14 protein-coding genes and 1 pseudogene are annotated in these 19,684 nt (G+C 65.9%); 13 read left to right on the top strand and 2 right to left on the bottom strand.

The genetic code is table 11. From position 1 onward, the window contains the following. Window positions 1-7: 7 nt before the first annotated feature. The 7 genes from NRY95_19010 to NRY95_18980 are packed head-to-tail and all read left to right on the top strand — an operon-like array spanning window position 8 to window position 6,994. Window positions 8-412, top strand: a complete 405-nt coding sequence (locus NRY95_19010) for a PadR family transcriptional regulator (GenBank protein ID UYC15757.1) — start codon at window positions 8-10, stop codon at window positions 410-412. Beyond that, window positions 409-1,101, top strand: coding sequence for an ABC transporter ATP-binding protein (locus tag NRY95_19005; protein UYC15756.1), 693 nt, complete (start codon window positions 409-411; stop codon window positions 1,099-1,101). Before NRY95_19010 ends, NRY95_19005 begins: the two co-directional genes overlap by 4 nt. A 3-nt stretch (window positions 1,102-1,104) precedes the next feature. Next, complete coding sequence (locus NRY95_19000; GenBank protein UYC15755.1) at window positions 1,105-2,265, top strand: FtsX-like permease family protein; 1,161 nt, start codon at window positions 1,105-1,107, stop codon at window positions 2,263-2,265. A gap of 10 nt (window positions 2,266-2,275) precedes the next feature. Then, a complete protein-coding gene (locus NRY95_18995; GenBank protein ID UYC15754.1) occupies window positions 2,276-3,562 on the top strand; it encodes an ABC transporter permease in 1,287 nt (428 codons plus the stop codon). A 23-nt stretch (window positions 3,563-3,585) separates the two neighbouring features. Further along, the gene (locus tag NRY95_18990; GenBank protein ID UYC15753.1) at window positions 3,586-4,548 is read left to right on the top strand and encodes a hypothetical protein; all 963 of its coding nucleotides are present in this window, start codon (window positions 3,586-3,588) and stop codon (window positions 4,546-4,548) included. Next, window positions 4,545-5,960 carry a metallopeptidase TldD-related protein gene (locus NRY95_18985; protein UYC15752.1) on the top strand — a complete coding sequence of 472 codons (1,416 nt, stop codon included), beginning with the start codon at window positions 4,545-4,547 and terminating at the stop codon, window positions 5,958-5,960. Before NRY95_18990 ends, NRY95_18985 begins: the two co-directional genes overlap by 4 nt. An 8-nt stretch (window positions 5,961-5,968) precedes the next feature. After that, entirely contained in the window at window positions 5,969-6,994 is a 1,026-nt protein-coding gene (locus tag NRY95_18980) for an efflux RND transporter periplasmic adaptor subunit (protein ID UYC15751.1), read from the top strand. A gap of 49 nt (window positions 6,995-7,043) precedes the next feature. Here the strand turns inward: NRY95_18980 and NRY95_18975 are convergent, their stop codons facing one another. Beyond that, window positions 7,044-7,211, bottom strand: a complete 168-nt coding sequence (locus NRY95_18975) for a hypothetical protein (GenBank protein ID UYC15750.1) — start codon at window positions 7,209-7,211, stop codon at window positions 7,044-7,046. Window positions 7,212-7,407: 196 nt separating this feature from the next. Between NRY95_18975 and NRY95_18970 the strand changes: the two genes are divergently transcribed. The 3 genes from NRY95_18970 to NRY95_18960 all read left to right on the top strand — a co-directional run bounded on the left by NRY95_18970 (window position 7,408) and on the right by NRY95_18960 (window position 10,455). Beyond that, on the top strand, window positions 7,408-8,265 hold the full coding sequence (locus tag NRY95_18970; GenBank protein UYC15749.1) for a HEAT repeat domain-containing protein: 858 nt from the start codon (window positions 7,408-7,410) through the stop codon (window positions 8,263-8,265). Window positions 8,266-8,280: 15 nt separating this feature from the next. Further along, on the top strand, window positions 8,281-9,180 hold the full coding sequence (locus NRY95_18965; protein UYC15748.1) for a transposase: 900 nt from the start codon (window positions 8,281-8,283) through the stop codon (window positions 9,178-9,180). Window positions 9,181-10,023: 843 nt separating this feature from the next. After that, a complete protein-coding gene (locus NRY95_18960) occupies window positions 10,024-10,455 on the top strand; it encodes a gas vesicle protein (GenBank protein ID UYC15747.1) in 432 nt (143 codons plus the stop codon). A 52-nt stretch (window positions 10,456-10,507) separates the two neighbouring features. Here the strand turns inward: NRY95_18960 and NRY95_18955 are convergent, their stop codons facing one another. After that, window positions 10,508-11,980, bottom strand: a complete 1,473-nt coding sequence (locus NRY95_18955) for a sensor domain-containing diguanylate cyclase (GenBank protein UYC18640.1) — start codon at window positions 11,978-11,980, stop codon at window positions 10,508-10,510. Between the two features lie 255 nt (window positions 11,981-12,235). On the opposite strand from NRY95_18955, the pseudogene NRY95_18950 reads away from it, so the two are divergent. The 3 genes and pseudogenes from NRY95_18950 (at window position 12,236) to NRY95_18940 (ending at window position 19,679) form a co-directional block, all read left to right on the top strand. Further along, window positions 12,236-12,352: pseudogene (locus tag NRY95_18950) on the top strand (ParD-like family protein). A gap of 536 nt (window positions 12,353-12,888) precedes the next feature. Further along, window positions 12,889-16,281 (top strand): GH92 family glycosyl hydrolase, encoded by a 3,393-nt coding sequence (locus NRY95_18945; GenBank protein UYC15746.1) that lies wholly within the window; start codon window positions 12,889-12,891, stop codon window positions 16,279-16,281. 287 nt (window positions 16,282-16,568) lie between these two features. Beyond that, window positions 16,569-19,679, top strand: coding sequence for a TonB-dependent receptor (locus NRY95_18940; GenBank protein ID UYC15745.1), 3,111 nt, complete (start codon window positions 16,569-16,571; stop codon window positions 19,677-19,679). Window positions 19,680-19,684: the final 5 nt, after the last annotated feature.

Below are 19,684 nucleotides of genomic sequence, written 5' to 3'. Positions count from 1 at the left end.
AATCGGGATGAACGATGCATCCATTCAGCGAGACGCCAGCGAAATGCGCCGAGGGGTGCTCATCATTCTGGTGCTTCTTCTGCTGAAAAGCGAAAACCATGGCTACGCAGTCAGGCGCTCGCTGGAGACGCTTGGTGTAACGATCAAGGAGGGCACGCTGTATCCGCTGCTTCGGCGCCTGGAAAGTGGCGGATATCTCCTGGGTCGATGGGATACGCGTGGCGACCGCATGCGCAAGTTTTACGTCATCACGTCGGATGGCGAGTCGTACGCCACCACCATGTTCGAGCAGTTCCACCGGCTTGCGGACGTCGTGGGCGAAGTAAGCCGAAGGATGAGTCCGGGGACGAGGGATGTCCTTGCGCCGGCCGAGCCGGTCACGAACCACGACTTTCAGGAGGTATCGGGATGACGACACTGATCGAACTCTCACGGGTGAGCAAAATCTACGGAAAGGCGGACGCCGCCATCCGGGTGCTGGATGACATCAACCTGGTGGTGAAGGAGGGCGAGTTCCTTGCGCTGATGGGACCGTCGGGCTCCGGCAAGACCACCCTGCTCAATCTCATCGGCGGCATCGACAGTCCTACGTCAGGCAGCATCCGGTTTCGCGAACAGCCGCTTGAGACGCTATCCGATGCCGCCCTGGGTCGGTGGCGCGCATCGCACGTGGGCTTCGTGTTCCAGTCGTACAACCTGCTGCCTTCGCTCAGCGCGCTGGCCAACGTGGAGGTGCCGCTGATGCTTGGCCGCCTGTCTGCCGGCGAGCGCGAACGCCGCTCGCGGACCGCGCTGGACCTAGTAGGCCTGGCGGATCGCAGCAGCCACAAGCCGCGCCAGCTCTCCGGCGGACAGCAGCAGCGTGTCGCGATTGCGCGGGCGATCGTCGCTGGGCCGGCGCTCCTCATCTGCGACGAGCCTACCGGCAACCTGGATCGCGAAGCGGCCGACGATGTGCTCGCGCTTCTCGCAGAGCTCAAAGGGGTCAATGGCGTGACCCTCGTCATGGTCACGCACGATCCCAAGGCCGCGGCCTATGCGGACCGTACCGTGGTCCTGGACAAGGGTGCAGTCAGTGAGCCTCTGCTGCGAGTGGCCTGAATCATGATCTCCATGTATCTCACTTATGCAAAGCCGTTTCGCAATCGCCTGCGCGGCTTCCTGACGATTGCCACCGTGGCAACCGTCTTCGTGCTTCTGGGCCTGCTGGGCTTGCTTTACCAGGCCTTCCATCCGGCGGTCGGATCGTCGGGTGCCGACATGCTGGTGGTGACCTCGCGGTATTCCAGCCAGGCGGCGTTGCCGATTTCGCTGCGCACGCGCCTGGCGGAAGTGCCCGGCGTGAGCGAGGTCTATTACCAGACTGGCTACCTGGCCGTCTACCAGCAGCCCACCAATCAACTCCTCGTGGCTGCCGTGGGTCTTCCCACCGATGCTTTCAAGGACCTTTCGCTTTCCGAGGAGCAGCTGAAGGCGTTTTCGGTCCGGCGGGATGGAATGCTGGTAGGCGCACAACTGGCGCAACGCAATCACTGGTCGGCAGGGCAGCAGGTGCCGTTGCACGTGGGGGGCTTCCTCAACAAGGACGGCAACGATACACAGCTGTTCGAAGTGCTTGGCGTGTATCACGGGCTCACCGCGGACCGCGCCAAGCTGGACAGCATCGCCGTGGTGCGCTGGGACTACATGAACGCGTCTGCCGCGAGACAGGGAGATACCGTCGCGCTTTACAAGGTCAAGCTGGCAGCGGGCGCCTCCGCCGATGACGTCGCCCATGCGATCGACGGGATCACCGCCAACTCCGACCACCCCACGCGCACGCAGACCGCCCAGGCATTGCTGCTGTCTCTGTTCACGCAGATGGGCGACTTGAGCAGCGCCATGCGACTCGTCGTACTTGCCGCGATCTTCACGCTGGTCATCGTCACCGCAACATCGCTAGCCCACGCCGTGCGGCGCCGCTCTCTGGAGCACGCGACTCTCCGCGCTATGGGATACACCCGCGGAATGGTCGCACGCATGGTGATCTACGAAAGCGTCTGCCAGGTGCTGTGTGGCGTGATCGGCGGCTCCGCGCTGGTCTATGCGCTGCTTGCCCATCTTCGCGCGCGCCACGTGCCGAATGTGCCTGACCCCGGCCTGGATCTCGGTACGTTCGCGCTCGTGGCGTGCGGATCGATCGCGCTTGCTGTGCTGGCTGGATCTTTCGGCGCCGTACAGGCAGCACGCCTGGAGATGGCCGCGGCACTCAAACAGGCATCGTGAGGTCGATCCTATGCGCATCTTTTCTTCTTCCCTGCAGATCGCACTCGCGGTGCTGGCGGCGATTGCCGTGATGCTTGCCGACGTTCGCTTGCTCGCAGTCGCGTTAGCCGTTGTCACTGCCCTGCTGCTCACTTCCGCCGGCCGCCGCACGCTGCTCCTGGTGAAGTCCGCACTGGCATCGCTCTCGCAGCGGCCGGGCTCCGCCCTCGTGATTATGGTCGGCGTGGGGGCTGTGTGCGCCACCTACGCCGGGCTGATGTCGGTGGGCCACGGCTTGGACGAGGTCATGCAGTCCACCGGCGATACGGAAACCGCCATCATCCTCAAGCAGGGGGCGCGCAGCGAGGCGGATTCGTCGCTGTCGCGCGAGGCCATTGCCGCGGTGCTCAGCGCCGATGGAGTGGCGCGCACCGCCTCGGGCGCGGCGCTGGCATCCACCGAACTGGCGGTCACGGCGGAAGACGCGCAGGGCCACAACCTACATGTCCGCGGTGTATCACCGCTCGCGAGCAAGGTGTACAGCAAAGGAAAGCTCATCGATGGACGCTCGTTCACGGCCGGCGCGCACGAACTGATCGCTGGCGCGAACCTGGCCAAACAGTTCGGCGGTCGTCTGCTCGGCGCCACAGTGATGTTGAATACCGAACCTTGGCGCATCGTGGGTGTGCGCAAGGCGGGCGATGCGCACGATACCGAGCTCTGGGGCGACAGCGCGACGCTCGCCGCCACGTTCGGACGCTACGACTACCAGGATGTCGTCGTACGGCTGGATAGCCCCGACGGCCTGGCCAGGCTCGGTGTCTGGGTCAAGGCGAATCCCCGCCTCGGCGTGGCGGTGGATACCACGAGCGATTTCTATTCGTCGCAGTCGCGGGTCTTCACTCAGGTGATCGGCGGGCTCTCGACGGCCATCGCCGGGCTGCTGGGGCTGGGGGCGCTATTCGCTTTACTAAATACGATGTTCACGGTGGTCGAAGAGCGGATCCGCGAAATGTCTACGCTGAGGGCGATCGGATTCTCCAGTCGCTGCGTCACCATCGCCTTCTGTATCGAGGGAGCCCTGATCGCCTCGATCGGCGGCCTGGTCTCCATGGGCCTGGTATGGATGGCCATGTCGGGGCGTGTCTTCAGCACCGCAGGTGCAGGCCTGACGCAGATCGCCTTCGTCTTCAGCCTTGATCCGTCGGCGGTGCTCGCCAGCATGCGTATCGCCGTGGCGCTGGGCATCGTGGGCAGTGCCGTGCCGGCGATCCTGTCTTCCAACCGCAACCTTATCGCTGGTTTGCGTTACGCGTGATTCCTGCTCAACGGAGCGAACCCATGAATCCTTTCGATCACTACGTTGCCGAGCTCGCCGCCCTTCTACCTGACGATGTCGCTAATGACGTCCAGGCAGAATGCCGATCCGAGCTGGAGGACGAGCTCGACGACTACCTGGCCCACCACTCGGACACGCCACGCGAAGCTGCGATGGCGGCGGTGATCTCTCGTCGGCAATCCCCCGAGGCTGTCGTTGCCGCATTGCGTGGCCCCGGACGATCGATGATCGGCCCGCTCATGTATCCGATCTATCAAAAGGTCATTGGGGCGCAGTGGCTTTTGGTGATCGTTGCCGCTTGCGCCGGCTTCCTGAGGCATGGCGGTCCGGACCTTTCGGCGGCCATCCGCGCCACATGGATGGGGCTTTCGTCATCGTTCCTGATCACCACCATTGCGTTCACGCTGTTGGAACGCCACGGCTATGCGAGTGCCATCCCGACGGACCTGGTGCTCCGGACGAAACTGCGGACGAGGCGTACAGGGAGTGCCTCGCAAACGCGCAACGCCGTGCGCGTGGCCATCGCCACCGCCCTGGTGTTTCTTGCGGATATCGACCAGAGTTGGCTCGGGCTGCCCTATATCCACAATGGCTTGCACATCATTCCCCTGTTCGATCAGGCATCGGTCACGCGGCTTCTGCCCGTCGCACACTTCTTCATCGGGGCGCTGATCGCCAACCATGTCATTTCAACGCTTGGATACCGGTCATGGTTTACGCCCGCCTCGCTCACGCTTCGCGGCCTGGTTCTGGTCGCCGCGCTGGTGATGTTGGTCGTGACGGGCGGCCCTTCGGCAACCGCATGGACCGGCATCGAGGGCCTGGGCGGCATCCAGGAGCAAGCCGTGGCGGCTACTGCAAGCATCGGCGCCTTTTGTTTGACTATCGTGTGGTGGGGGGGGCTGATATGGAGCGCCTTTCGCTGGGTGGGAGACGTGCGGCAGCACCGGGTGACCAACGCGTGAGCCAACTACAGAGCGGCGCAGCCTCCATGATGGATCGGCTGGGCATCACGTCCGGATACCTTGACCGATGGCTCGGCATGATCGACTCCGGTACCGACCGCGGTGAACTCTTTTTCCAGCAGGGTTGGCGTGAGGAGGTCACGATGGAGCAGGGTCGCATCACCGGTGGACGGCATACGGCCGGGTCGGGTGTGGGCGTGCGCTCGGAGCATCGTAGGGCGGGCTCGCGCTTCGCTTCCACGAACTCCCTCGCCAGCCGTGATGTCGATGCTGCATGCCGCATCGTGGCGCACGGCGACCGAACATTGCCGAGCCCGGGCAAGCCCTTCGAAGGCGTCGCCTCGCGCGCCAACCGCGGCGAGCTGGGAATGCAAGAGCGCGTACATATCCTCAACGACCTGGACGGGTATGCGCGAAAGACCGGTCTGGCGATCACCGACATGGCCCTGAGCCTCGGCGGCGCGTGGGAAGACATTCTCGTTACGGATACCACGGGGCTGCATGCCGTCGACCAGCGACCGCAGGCCCAGTTCCGCTGCCAGTTGGCGGTGGAGCGCAGGGGGCATATCGGACGAGCCAGTTCCGGCGCGGGCGGGCGCGTCACCTACACCCGGCTGGCCAGCGGTGGGTACATGCACGACGCCATCGATACGGCCTTGCGCATGGCGGTCGCGGAGCTGACGGCCCAGCCCGCGCCTGAAGGCACCATGCCCTTGGTGTTCGCGCCGGGATGGAACGGCATGCTGCTGCACGAAACGGTCGGGCACTGCCTCGAGGCCGATCCAATGCAGGCGGGGACGTCGGTATTCGCCGGCAAACGCGGCCAGCGCGTGGCATCCGCGTGTGTCACGGTCATTGACGACGGTACGCTGGCCGGGCTGTGGGGGAGCGGCAGGATAGACGATGAAGGCCGGCCTTCCAGCAAGGTTCTGCTGCTCGAGCAAGGCATCCTCGGCGGCTTGCTCCACGACTCCCGCACCGCCGCGATCGACGGCGTATGCCCCACCGGGAATGCACGTCGCCAGTCGTACGCGCATCGCCCCATGCCGCGCATGACGAATACGTATCTGGCCGCTGGCGAACATCACCCGGACGAGATCATCGGCAGCGTAGCCAATGGTGTCTACGCGAGGACTCTGGGTGGCGGACAGGTGCACCCCGTGACTGGCCGCTTCGTCTTCGAAGTGGTGGAAGCGTATCTGATCAGCCAAGGCCGACTCGGGGCGCCGCTGAAGCGGTTCTCCGTCGCGGGCAACGTCCATCAGTTCCTGCAGGACATCAGCATGGTCGGAAACGACCTGGCCATGGATCCAGGCATCGGGCGATGCGTGAAGCGCGGACAGACACTCACTGTCAGCGTTGGACAGCCGACCATTCGCGTGGATGGACTTACGATTGCGGGGACACGATGACAAGCATCATGATCGATCAGGAAAGGCGTCGCCGTCTCGAAAGCATCAGCCGCCCGGCCGCGCTGGAAGGTGATGCCTCTCGCCATCGTGGCTGGTTGCGGCCGGCACTGGGTGCGGCCTGCCTGGCGATCACGGTTGGCGTTGGTTGCTACGCGCTGGGCCAGCGATCGGCCTCTGCGCAGAAGACGGCGCAGGCCGTGACTGTGGCGCATTCCGGCGCGGCGCCGGTCATCCATGCCTTGGAACCCAGGCCGGTGCCGGTAACTTCGTCGCTGGAGGCTAGTGGTTTCGTCACTGCACGACGGCAATCGGCTGTGTCGGCTCAGATCACCGCACAGCTTGCGCAGCTGCTGGTCGAAGAGGGCCAGCACGTGCAACAGGGACAGCTCATCGCGCGCCTGGCATCGGATGACTATCGGGCATCGCTCGATGCGGTCGTCGCTGCGGTGGGTTCGGATCGCGCAAAGGTCGTCCAGGATCGCTATGCCAGCGAACTGGCTGCAAAGAACGTCGAACGCTACACCCCGCTGCTGAAGACCAGGGTCGTCTCCGCGTCGCAGTACGACAGCCTCGTGGCGACAGCCAACGAGGCGGTGGCGACCCAACATGCTGACGAGATGGTAGTGCGCGCCGACCAGGCAAAGGCAGAGCAGGCACGCGTCCAGTTAGGATTCGCCGAAGTCCGTGCACCGTTCTCTGGGATCGTTATCAGCCAGGATGCGCAGGTGGGCGACATCATCTCGCCACAGGGCTCGAACGGCAGCAGTACGCGCACCAGTGTGGTCACGATGGTCGACATGGATTCGCTGGAGATCGATGCGGACATCAATGAGTCGTTCATCGACCGCGTCAGGATCGGAAGCAAGGCCAGGGTGAGGCTGGATGCCTATCCGAATTGGACCATTGCGTCCTCGGTGCTCGCTGTCATTCCGTCTGCCGATCGAAGCAGGGCCACGATACGCGTGCGGCTATCCCTGCGGAAAGATCCGCGCATCGTGCCGAACATGGCGGCGCGAATTTCCTTCGACGGATAAGGGGCTTGCTGGACATCCCCACCGCTGTGGCGGTGGGGATGTTTCTTTCTCAGAGCAGGATGGCGATGCCGATGGCAAGGCCGACCCCAAGGCCAACACCGATGCCAACGCCGCTGACCGCTTCCAGCGATTGCAGGCCATCGGACATGTTTGAGCCTACCAGTGCCACTTCGTTGCGAAGCGAGGGGATGTCGTATTCGTCGATCGAGATTTGCATGGTCGTCCTTCGTTGAATGAAAGGGTTTGCTTGCGTTTCGTCACTGCGGTTCCACAATGGCATCGTTCCATCAAACGTTGCGGCGATCTATCCGTAGCGTGACTAGGTGAAGAGTTCTCACCTAGATGCGCTAGGTATGTACATGGGAGGGCGTGCGTGGAAACTTGAGTTGCACGCTCTTCCTGGAGGAACGACTTTGATCATTGTCGAAGAATTTGTTCGGGATCACCCTGCGATGGCGGAAATCGAAGCCCGCGTATCGACCGGCGAGGCAATCGACTTCGCAGGTGAGTCGGCCTTCTTCGAAAAAATCGTGAAGAGCGGGCTCGCCCAGTACGCAGTGAATGGCGCGCTTCGCCGGATGAGCGAAGACGAAGATTTCCAGCTTGGCAACTTCATCCTCGCCGGTAGCGTCCAGATCTGGCCATTCGTGGTGACGCCGCTCTTCTCCATCAGTATCGTCATCCGTGATCCGTCCATGGACGAAGCGCGCGTCGAGGCGGGTGCGCCGCGAACCTTCCGCCTGCAGCCTTATGCATCCAATACGTTCATCCACGTACTCCAAGGCACCCGCGCGGTCCTCAACCACCACCGCGTGCAGGAAACGGCGGCGGATCCGGTGCTAGTCGCCTGCGGCCAGACGCCTCTCGTTTCCGGCACGTCGGTGCTCGTGCCCGCGTGCACCCATGCCGTGTCGTTCGATACGCAGGACGTGCTCATAACGATGGACGTCACCGGGCCCGTGACGCGTGCGACCATGCCGATGTTCGATTCCGAAAGCCTCGGCCTGTGCGGCTATATCAGCACCGATCCGACCGCATCGCGTCTTGAGCTTTTCACGTACACGCTCGCGGAATTCCGCCAGGCCGAGTCGTTCGATTCCGTTGCCCGGCTCACAGATCACCGCGACCACTACGTGCGCTGGAATGCCACAAGGCATCTGCTCCGTATCGATGCCCGCCGTGCCCGTGAGTATGTCGAAAGGGCCCTTGGTGATGCGCACGGCGAGGTGCGCGACGCCGCGCAGTCCACTATGAATCGGTTCTTTTCCTGAGCGGAACATACGCATATGCCTATCTTTCTCGAAACCCCAGAATCCGTCGCGCTCGACCTCGATGACGTGCTCGGCGAGTTGAAGTCGTGTCCGACGCTTGGTCGGGACGAGATCCTGGATAAATCGCATCTGCTGGCGGGCCTTTCAAACAACCGGCACTTCCTGACCGACCTCATCAACGACGAACTCAAGGATGCGTATGGCCTGCAGTCTGGGAATCGCTATTCGTCTCAGGTGTTGTTCCTCGGGAGCGGCAAGGACTTCATCATGCGGGCCAACTTCTGGCCTTCGGCGCGCGATGCCGCCGTGCGTGCGAGTGGTCCGGAAGCGTTCTTCTACGGTCTTCCCCACGACCACAATTTCGACTTCCTCACCGTTGGCTACTATGGGCCAGGCTATGGAAGCAATTTCTTCGAATACGAAAACGCGTCCGTGGCCGGCTACCCGGGCGAGGCGGTGGACTTGCGCTACAGCTGCACGGCGAGCCTTGCTCAGCACAGCATGATCTTCTATCGCAAGAGCGTGGATGTTCACGAGCAGTTGTACCCGGAGTCGTTCTCGATCTCGCTGAATATCGTGTCCAACGACTACCGCGAGACGTCCCACATCAACCAGTTCATGTTCGATACGAAGAGCTCCCGTATCCGCAGTTTGATCAATCGTACGTCGCTTCCCATGATCTGCCGCGCTGCCGCATATATGGGCGACGGCGAGACGACGGAGATCATGCATGCCATCGCCCGTCGGCACGTCGATGCGCGTTCCCGCTTCGAGGCGTATCGGGCCATGGCACAGCTTGAGGGAGCGCATGCGGATCGTGTTTGGAGGCGCGCTTCTGGCGATCCGAGTCGCTTCGTCAGGGAGCAGGCAACGCTGATGCTGCAGAGGCTGGACGCGAGTGGTGAGGCCGCCTGAGGCCGTTCCGGATCGCCCCGGCAGTTGCCATGCCTAGCCCGGCCGCATTCCGCGGGTGGGAGAGGTCTTTTGCCGCCTCGACGTGCCACTGTCGGTGGTCGGTGTCCCTCATGTTGACCGACGGTTCGTATGGCGTCCTCTTCGAGGCCATGGGGGCGGAGCCATGTGGAGCAGTCCTGGACTGCCGGCGCGGTGATGAACCGGAGGGGAGCGGCGAGGTGATCCAGCGTCGCCATTAGCAGGATGCGCTCGCCAGGATTGCCCATGCGGTCACTCTAGGGTGTGCCATCGGTCCCAAGTAGGTCGTGTTGGGCCTGTCACGGCGCCAGCCGGTACTGCATGGCGAAGCGCCTCACAGGTGACTGGATCAAGCTGGGAGGCGCTGGCTTGCGTCTTGGCAGGTCCAATCCGCGAGGCTGTTCTTGCGCGTGCTGGCGCTACGTTATCGCCCCAGCAGGGCATTCCCATGCGCTCTCGCTCTTTCTTGCCTCTCGTACGCGCAAGCGCAGCGCGATCTGCTGGGGGAGGGGACTTGATGGCACGACCTGGTGGCAACGAAAGTGGCCGCAGGAGTTCTGCGGCCGCTGGACATCTCGTCCATCGGCTGAATCGCGATCAGATTTGGTTGGCGGGGGTGCACCGGCCATCCTCCGGCGCCAGGCGAGGAGCCGGCATCTCGCAGCCGGTGTCCCACCGTTCAAAGGAGCGCACAGGCGAGTGGCACGATGGGGCGCTGAGTCTGCCGCAGGCGTGGTGGCAGGGCCTCGTCATGCGAGCGCCGACGAATCTGTATACCCTCATGGCGCCATGGGATCGCTGTGGCGACTCAAGGGAGAGACACACATGTCAGAACACGAAGAGAAATCGACCGCGGCGCTGGATACGGATGCGTTGCTGGCTGCGGCCCATCACCCCGACTACCTGCTGCAGGATCTGGTGGCGATCGCGAACCTGGGCGTGCAGATCGGGCTGACGCTGACGGTGGGCGGCAGCACCATCTCCGGCATGCTGATCGGCGGCAAGGAGTTCATGCAGCGGCTGACCGAGTCGATCACCGAGGTGGCGCCCGACGAGCTGGTCGCGCCGCTGCAGGAGCGCTTCCAGCCCTATCGCGACATCTACGAGCAGAGCGAGCTGAAGCCGGCCACCTTCGTCCATCTCGCCGATGCGCGGGTGGTGGCGACGGGCGGCGAGTTTCCGGTCAACGGTTGTCTGTGGCGGGGACGGATCAGCCAGGTCTCCGGCTTCAGCATCGGCGTGATGTCCAGCGTCTGAGGCGGTCCAGCGGCACGGCAAGACCCCGCTTCGGCGGGGTTTTTTTTGCCCGCTACACGGAAATCCGGTCTCTTCCCGCCTGTTTCGCCCGGTACAGCGCGGCATCGGCCATGCCGACCAGTTCCGCGGCGGTCCAGCGCTGATCCTCCATGTGCACGCTCGCCACGCCGATGCTCACCGTCACCCGCGCGTCGGTCGGGCTGGACGCGTGCGGCAGGTCCAGGTCGCGCACCGCGGTGCGCACCTGCTGCGCCAGCGTCTGCGCGCCCGCGGTGTCGGTGAACGGCAGGATGATCGCGAATTCCTCGCCGCCGTAGCGCGCGGCGATGTCGTGCGGGCGCTGCGCGCAGGCGGCCAGGGCCTGTCCCACGTGTCGCAGGCAGGCGTCGCCGTTCACGTGTCCGTAGGTGTCGTTGTAGCGCTTGAAATGGTCCACATCGATCATCAGCAGCGAAATGCTGGAGGGCAGGGCTTCGCTCTGCTGCAGCGCGCCGCGCAACTTGTAGTCGAAGCCGCGCCGGTTGTAGATGCCGGTGAGCGTGTCGCTCCAGGCTTCCGTGCTCAGCCTGGTCTCGCTGGCCTGCATGCGCCGCAGTTGCTGGTCCAGCCAGAGGCCGAGGCCGATGAACAGCGCGCACGCGATCACCGCGATGCACGAGCGCCGCACGGCCACCGCGCGCCAGGGCGCAAGCACTTCGTCGGTGGACACGCCGATCAGCACCCAGAACGGATAGCGCTGGACAGGGGCGAATCCGGAGATCCGCTCCACTCCGTCGATGGGCGATACGGCGGCGATGGAGCCGCGGCGCACTGCCTGCATGGTCCGATGGAAGGGCGTGCCGGCGATGCTGCCGCCGCTTCGGCCGATGTCTGCGGGGGAGCGGGAGACGACAGTGCCGTCGTCGCCGACGATCGCGATCGATCCGTCGTGTCCGATGTCGAACAGGAGGTGGAAGCGGGCGAAATAGTCGATCGGGATGCCGACCAGCACGATGCCGGCGAAGGAGCCGTCGGGCTTGTCGATGCGTCGGGTCAGCGGGACGATCCAGGCGCCATCGGCCGGGCTGCGGATCGGCCCGCTCAGCAGCGCCAGGCGGTCGCCGTGGTGCCGATGGTGTGCGAAGTAGGCCGGTTCGGAACCGTTGCGGTGCTTCGCGCCTGCAGGGAGCGAGGAGTTCACCGGGCGCCCGTGCGCGTCGTAGACGACGATGACATGCACCCGGTCGGAGCGGTCGACCTCTTCGCGCATGGAGTCGCGCAGGGTGTCCGGCGCCAGGTGGCCGCTCTCGATGCCGGCGACGACGCCGGTCAGCACCGTCTCGGCGATGGCGAACGAATCGCTGGTGTGCTGGGCGAGGGAACTGGCCAGGTTCAGCGCATTGGTCCGTGCGGTCTGCAACGCCGTGTTCCTGGCGTCGCGCAGCGACGAGTACTCCGACCCGGCCAGCACCGCCCACGCGGCGGTGACGAACAGGTACAGCGCCACGCGCTGGGCCAGGTTTCTGCGGCGCTTGCCTTTGGTCATGCCCGCCGCCCCCTCGCAGCGCGTCTCTCGACTCCCCTGGCGGTTATCGGCAGCGGAGCCCCGGGCTGAACCACCAGGGCGGCGCGACGGGCACGCATGCCGCCAGGCGCGTGGCCGCCGTGGGCGCGTTGGCGTCAACTCACCGCCCGTGGTTGGAGCGAGCGTTTGAGGGACGACGCGTTTTCGCCAAGGGCGGTCGTTAGCTGCCAGGTGAAACGTAAATGAGTCACGCGTGCGCATGTTCCGGCGGTCCGCATGCGCATCGTCGACATCGACGACACGCGGCACGGCCCACTGCGCCGCGCCTGCACGCTGCGCAGTCGCTCGCTCGATGCGCAGGCCGGCTTCCGGATCGGGATCGGCATGCTGTGCGTGCGAAGCGCATCTGGCGCGCATACCGGACGCGATCACCGAGGTGCGCGCCACCTGCCGCAGGACGCTTCGCCGCGCGTTGCCGACGCCATCCCGCGCGGCGGCCGCGGTGCCCGAAGGAATGGCTACGTAGCGAACGCGAGGACGTGTCGCGACCTGCGCAAGAGCGCAGCGCGTCGACGCGCGTTGGACGTGGCGTTGGGCCAAGGATGGGGCCATGACTGTTGCGCAGCAGCATGCAACCCCGAAACGGGCGTGTTACATCTACCCGCGTTGGATCGATCCAAAGCCGTCGATGCATTGCATCCTGGGGAAGACGGCGAGTGGGGGATCGCGTGCCACGCGTCTGCTGATGGTCGCTGACGGGTCCGCATGCACCTGCGGCCGCGGCGATGCTTCGGCGCCGACGTTGCGCGCGGTCCATCGGGTCGATCCGGTCCACGTTGCGTTCTTGCATCGCGCGCCGTTGTCACTGCGGTTGCGTGCCGCCATGCGCGCCGCGGGTGCCACCGACCGACACTTCCTGGGAGCCTGCCATGACGTTCCGCCTGCGCTTCGCGCACCTGCCTGATGCTTCGCGCCGGTGGCTGGCGTCCGTCGTTGCGGCGGCGTTGCTGCTGGCAGGCAGCGGCGCGGCGTGCGCGCACGACAGCGGCTTCGCCTCCTCGTTCGAGCGCGGCGAACCCGCGCCGGCGCCGGCCGCGCAGACCGGCCAGCAGGGCGTGCAGATCGCTGTCGGCAATGGCCCCGCGCATCCCTATGCGGCCAAGGCCGGCATGGGCTACACCGGGTTGCACGCGTTGCGCTATCGCGCCGCTACGGCCGGGCGCGCGTCGCTGTTCGCGGTCGATGTTGCGGTGGAGCCGGACAGGGTGCTGTCGTGGATGGTGCTGCCGGAAATCGTGGACGGCGACACGGTGGCCTCGACCGGTGTGGCGGTGGATCTGCTGTTCGACGATGGGCGCCGGTTGTCGGAGCTGGGCCTGGAGGATCAGCACGGTGCGCTGGTCAGCGCACAGGGGCAGGCGGCGTCGCAAACGCTGTATCCGCAGCAATGGGCGCTCAAGCAGGTGCGGCTGGGCGAGGTGGCGGCCCTGCGCGGCAGGCGCATCCGCGCCATCGAGCTGCAGGTGCAGCCTGGCGCCGGCAAGCTGGCGTCGGGCTGGATCGACGATGTCGCGCTGCGCCGCGAGGCAGCGCCGCAGGCGGCGCGACGGCCGAGCGACGAGGTGGTGACCACGCGCGGCACGCAGTCGAACGGCACGTTCTCGCGCGGCAACAATATTCCCGCCACGGCGATGCCGCATGGCTTCAATTTCTGGGTGCCGGCGACCGATGCCGGTTCGCTCGGCTGGCTGTACCGCTGGAACGAGCAGAACGGCGAGGACAACCGGCCGCGGCTGCAGGCGCTGTCGATCAGTCACGAGCCCAGTCCGTGGATGGGCGATCGGCAGACCTTCCAGGTGATGCCCTCGTCCACGCGCGGAGTGCCGGAGGCGGACCGCGGCAAGCGCGCGTTGTCGTTCGGCCACGACCGCGAAGAGGCGCGCCCGCATCTGTACCGGGTGGACTTCGACAACGGCATCCGCGCCGAACTGGCGCCGAGCGAGCGGGCGGCGATCTTCCGCTTCCGCTTCCCGCGCGGTGGCGACGCCAATCTGCTGTTCGACAACGTCGATGCGCGCGGTGGCCTGACCCTGGACGTGGCGACGCAGACGCTGCGCGGCTACTCCGACACGCGCAGCGGCCTGTCCAACGGCGCCACCCGTCTGTTCGTGTATGCGCGCTTCGACCGTCCTTGGATCGCCAGCGGCAAGATCGCCACGGGACGGCCCACCGGCTATGTGAAGTTCGCGCCGGGCGCGGACCGCGCGGTGGTGATGCGCATCGCCACCTCGCTGATCTCGGTGGAACAGGCGCAGCGCAACCTGCAGCAGGAGATCGGCGACGCCGGGTTCGACGTGGTGCGGGCGCGCGCGCAGGACGCGTGGGACGCGGTGCTGGGACGGGTGCAAGTGCAGGGCGCCAGCCACGATCAGCGGGTCACGCTGTACTCCAATCTGTACCGCCTGTTCCTGTATCCGAACATCGCCCACGAGAACGTCGGCGATGCGGCGCATCCGGATTGGCGGCATGCCGACCAGAACACGTGGTCCAGGGACAGTGCCGGCGGCGACGCCGAGCGCAGCTCCGCGCCGGTGGTGCCGGGCAAGGTCTACGTCAACAACGGCTTCTGGGACACCTTCCGCACCAGTTGGCCGGCCTACGCGCTGTTCGCGCCGGAGCAGGCCGGGGCGATGATCGACGGCTTCCTGCAGCAGTACCGCGACGGCGGCTGGGTGGCGCGCTGGTCCTCGCCCGGCTACGCGGACCTGATGGTCGGCACCAGCTCCGACGTGGCCTTCGCCGACGCCTGGCTGAAGGGTGTGCGCGGATTCGACGCGCACGCCGCCTATGCCGCGGCGCTGCGCAATGCCACGGTGGTGCCGCCGGTGGCGAACGTCGGCCGCAAGGGGCTGGCCCGCTCGATGTACCGCGGCTACGCCGCCAACGATGTGCACGAAGGCCTGTCGTGGACATTGGAGGGCGCGCTCAACGATTTCGGCCTGGCGCAGATGGCGCAGGCGCTGGCGGCCGAGGAACAGGATCCGCAGCAAGCGCAGCGCTATCGCGAAGAAGCCGACTATTTTCAGGCGCGTGCCACCGACTACGTGGCGCTGTTCGATCCCGCGACGCGCTTCTTCCGCGGGCGCACGCCCGCAGGCCAGTGGGGCGTGCCGGCGTCGGGCTTCGATCCGCGCGTGTGGGGCGGCGACTACACCGAGGCCAATGCCTGGACCTTCGCCTTCACCACCCCGCACGACGCCGCCGGCCTGGCCGGGCTGCTGGGCGGCGAGGATGCCTTGGCGACGCGGCTGGACGCCTTCTTCGCCACGCCGGAGACGGCGGACCCGCAGTTCGCCGGCAGCTACGGCGGCGTCATCCACGAGATGACCGAGGCGCGCGACGTGCGCATGGGCATGTACGCGCACAGCAACCAGCCGTCGCACCACATTCCGTGGATGTACGTGGCGGCGGGGCAGCCGTGGAAGACGCAACGCATCACCCGCGAGGTGCTGCGCCGGCTGTACCTGGGCAGCGAGATCGGCCAGGGCTATCCCGGCGACGAGGACAACGGCGAGATGTCGGCGTGGTACCTGTTCGCGATGCTTGGGTTGTATCCGCTGCGCATGGGCGCGCCGGAGTATGTGATCGGCTCGCCCGCCTTCCCACGGGCGCAGGTCGATCTCGGCAATGGCCGCAAGCTGGTGGTGATCGCACGCAACAACAGCGCGCGCAACGTGTACGTGCAATCGCTCATGCTCAACGGCAAGCCGTGGAACAAGGCCTGGCTGCGCCATCGGGACATCGCCGACGGCGCCACGCTGGAGTTCGTGATGGGGCAGACGCCGTCGCGCTGGGGCAGCGGCGCCGCTGCGCTGCCGCCGTCGCTGACCCCGCCCGGCAGCGCGCCGCGCGGCCTGCAGGACGTGGCGTCGCAGGCGGTGGCAGTGTCGGTGAATGGACAACCCAAGGCCGCCGCATTGATCGACGACGACGCGACGACGGCGCTGTCGCTGCCGGCCGGCGCCAGCGTCGACCTGCGCCTGGCGACACCGACGCGCGCCACGCACTACACGCTGACCAACGCCGACAGCGCATTGTCCGGCCTGGCCTGGACGCTGGAAGGGCGCAATGGCGACGGCGCCTGGACCATGCTGGACCAGCGGCGCGCGCAGGCGTTCGCCTGGGCGCGGCAATTGCGGCCGTTCCGCATCGCCCACCCCGGCGCCTACGCTGCGTACCGCTTGCGCCTGGAGGCGGGCGAGGGCATGGCGCTGGCCGAGATCGAACTGTTGCAGCCGGTGGCCCGGCAGGCCGCGCCATGAAGCGGCGACCGCGCAGCGCGTGCGACGTCCGTCGCCCGCTGCAGGAGAACGCAATCCGCTAGACCGGTGGCGCGACAACAGGCTCGCCGAGAAGTACCGAGGTAGCTGGTTTTTCACGTGATTGGGACGATCCAATCCGGTTTGTGCAGGACAGGAGGAAAGAAAGGCAAGGCCGGCTCGCCGCAGTGACGCCGGATGTTTTCCTGCCGCGACGCGCGCACGTTCCGCTCGGTCTTTGGATCGATTGAAACCCGTCGTCGCCGCAGCCGATCAATCTTTGGGAGAGGATGATTGAAATGAACCGCATGTCACACGTACGCCACCGCAGCACCTTGTCTGTGGGGATCGCCATCGCCTTGTGCGCGAGCGCCGCCTCCACCACCGCCTTCGCTCAGCAGGCCGACAGCACGCCAGCGCCCTCGGGCCAGGCCGAACTGCAGGCCAAGGACCTGGACGCGGTCACGGTCACCGGCTACCGCTACGCGATCGAGAAAAGCCTGGAGCAGAAGCGCAACGCCAACGCCGTGGTGGACGTGATCACCGCCGAGGACGTCGGCAAGTTCCCCGACAAGAACGTAGCCGACGCGCTGCAGCGCGTGCCCGGCGTGGTGATCAGCCGCGACGGCGGCGAGGGCAAGAACGTCAGCGTGCGCGGCCTGTCCTCGGAGCTGGTGCTGACCGAATTGAACGGCAACTACATCGCCACCGCCGAGTCCAACGGCGACCCGACGCGCTCGTTCAACTACACGCTGCTGCCGTCGAACCTGCTGGGCAGCGCGGAGTTGTACAAGACACCGGAAGCGCGCATCGACGAAGGCGGCATCGGCGGCACGGTGATCCTGCAGACGCGGCGGCCGCTGGAGCTGGAACCCCATTCCGGCTTCGTCTCGGTCGAGGGCACCTGGGCCGATACCAGCAAGAAGACCGACGGCCAGTTCTCCGGTTCGTACTCCTGGCACGACAAGGACAACCGCTTCGGCGTGTTCGTCGGCTATACGCAGCAGAAGCGCACGGCGCGTACCCTGGACGCCAGCACCGAGAGCTGGCAGTGGTACGGCCGCGACGAAGTCGGCCCGGCCGTGGACGTGAACGGCAATCCGTCGGCGTTCAACGCCAACTGGTGGGGCGGCACCGGCTTCTGGGACCAGAACGGCAATTACCGCACCGGCTTCATGATGCCGACCGCGGTCAGCCTGGACGTCAAGGAGGAGGAGCGCGAGCGCAAGGGCGGCCAGCTGACCTTCCAGTTCAAGCCGACCGACGACCTGACCCTGACCGCGAACTACTTCCGCTTCGACCTCTCGCAGAACTCGCAGACCAACACCGTCAAGATTCCCGAGTGGAACATCGCGCGCTACGACGGCGACGGCAACTGGCGCGGCGGCCGCCTGCTCGACGGGCTGCACTTCGATCCCAGCGGCACCATCGTCACCGGCGCCGACTACAGCCTGCATCCGGGCAAGGCGTACTACTGCAGCGAGGCCCAGGCCGCGGCGGCCGGCCTGCCGCCGGGCGGCTGGGGCTCGGACGACTGCACCGTGCCGACGCCGCAGATCACCGGCAGCTACAACATCGAAAAATCGTTGTCGCAGACGGTGGACCTGGGCGGCGAATGGCGCGGCGAGAGCGTGGACGTGTCCTTCAAGGCCGGCCGCACCTGGGCCAAGGGCGGGCCGGAGCTGCAGTTCTCGCTGCCGATCAAGCCGCGCCTGCAGAACCCCGACGGCAGCTGGAGCAACGGCAACTTCGCCAGCGCCTGGGACCTGACCGGCACCCCGACCATGACGTTCTCGCCGGAACTGATGCAGAACCTGCGCGACGGCATCCTGCAGGTCGATCTGGGTTCGACCGGCTCGTCCTGGACCCGCAACACGAATCAGCAGCAGTACGCGCAGATCGACACCACCTGGCACATCGACGGCGAGTTCTTCGATTCGCTGCAGTTCGGCCTCAAGCGCCGCGACGGCGGCATCCACCGCAACACCGGCAACAACTATTGGGTGTGTCCGGGCACCGACCCGGGCGACTACGACAACCGCTACTGGAACGGGCGCTGCAACGCCATCGCCACGCAGTTCTCGCCGGACCTGCTGTATGCGATGGACAACTTCCCCGGCGGGGTGAAGGCCAGTGCGTTTCCGGCGATCAACTTCCCGGGCTACATCGGCTACTTGAACAGCACCTACGGCGCGATGCAGACCCGCAGCGAAGACAACTTCGTCTACAACGTCGACGAGAAGATCTATTCCACCTACCTGCAACTCAACTTCCACACCGAGCGCCTGCGCGGCAACGTCGGCGTGCGGGTGGCGCGCACCGGCCAGCACGCCGATTCCACCGACAAGGTGACCGCCTACAACGATTACTTCTTCGACGGCGCCGACGGCAACCCGCTGGCCTGCCAGCAGGGCGCCGCGATGCCCAGCGGCGCCCCGGCCGACACCTACTGCGGCACCGAAGGCTACTGGCGGTTGTCGGACAGCGAGCAACGCAACGAGTCGTTCGTCGTCAGCGGCCTGGACCGCAACTACACCGACGTGCTGCCGAGCTTCAACCTGGCCTACGACCTGACCGAGAACCTGCTGCTGCGCGCGGCGGCATCGAAGGTGATCGCACGGCCCAGCTACACCGACATCGCCGCGCCCGGCAGCCTGGAGTACTACAGCCCCGAGTACGTGGCCGACCGGCGCCTGACCGGCGGTGCCAGCGAGCAGGGCTGGTACGGCTCGGGCAGCAACAAGAAGCTGGAGCCGTACAAGGCCACCCAGTTCGACCTGGGGCTGGAGTGGTACTTCCAGCCGGGCTCGGTGGCGGGTGTGGGGCTGTTCCGCAAGAACGTGGAGAACTTCGCGGTCGGCGTGATCAGCGACGTGAGCATGATGGTCGACGGGCAGATGGTCACGGTGCAGAACTACAGCACCCAGGCCGGCGGCCAGGATGCGGTCTCGCAAGGCGTGGAGCTGTACGCGCAGCACACGCTGGCATCCGGCCTCGGGGTGCAGGTCAACTACACCTACAACGATGCCAGCAAGGCGGCGGTGCGGCTGGAGGACGGGACCGAGGTCGGCAAGACCTCCATGCCCGGCAGTGCCAAGAACCAGACCAACCTCACCGTGTTCTACGAGACCGACCGCCTGCTGCTGCGCGCCTCGTACAACCGTCGCGGCGAACTGGTGCAGGGCCTGGTCAACGGGCTGAACATCTACGAGGAGCCGTACTACCAGATCGATCTCAATGCGGCGTACAACATCACGCCGGCGCTCAGCCTCACCGCGTCGGTGCTGAACCTGACCAAGCAGGAGACGCGCCAACACCTGGGCGACGACACCCGCGATCGTTTCTATACCGGCGGCTACGCCGGCCGGCTGGCGTATCTGGGGCTGACCTACAAGTTCTAGGCGCG

Origin of the sequence: Xanthomonas campestris pv. phormiicola (assembly GCA_025666215.1) — a bacterium.
Taxonomy (GTDB): domain Bacteria; phylum Pseudomonadota; class Gammaproteobacteria; order Xanthomonadales; family Xanthomonadaceae; genus Xanthomonas_A; species Xanthomonas_A campestris_A.
This window is presented reverse-complemented; position numbering and strand designations above follow the sequence as displayed.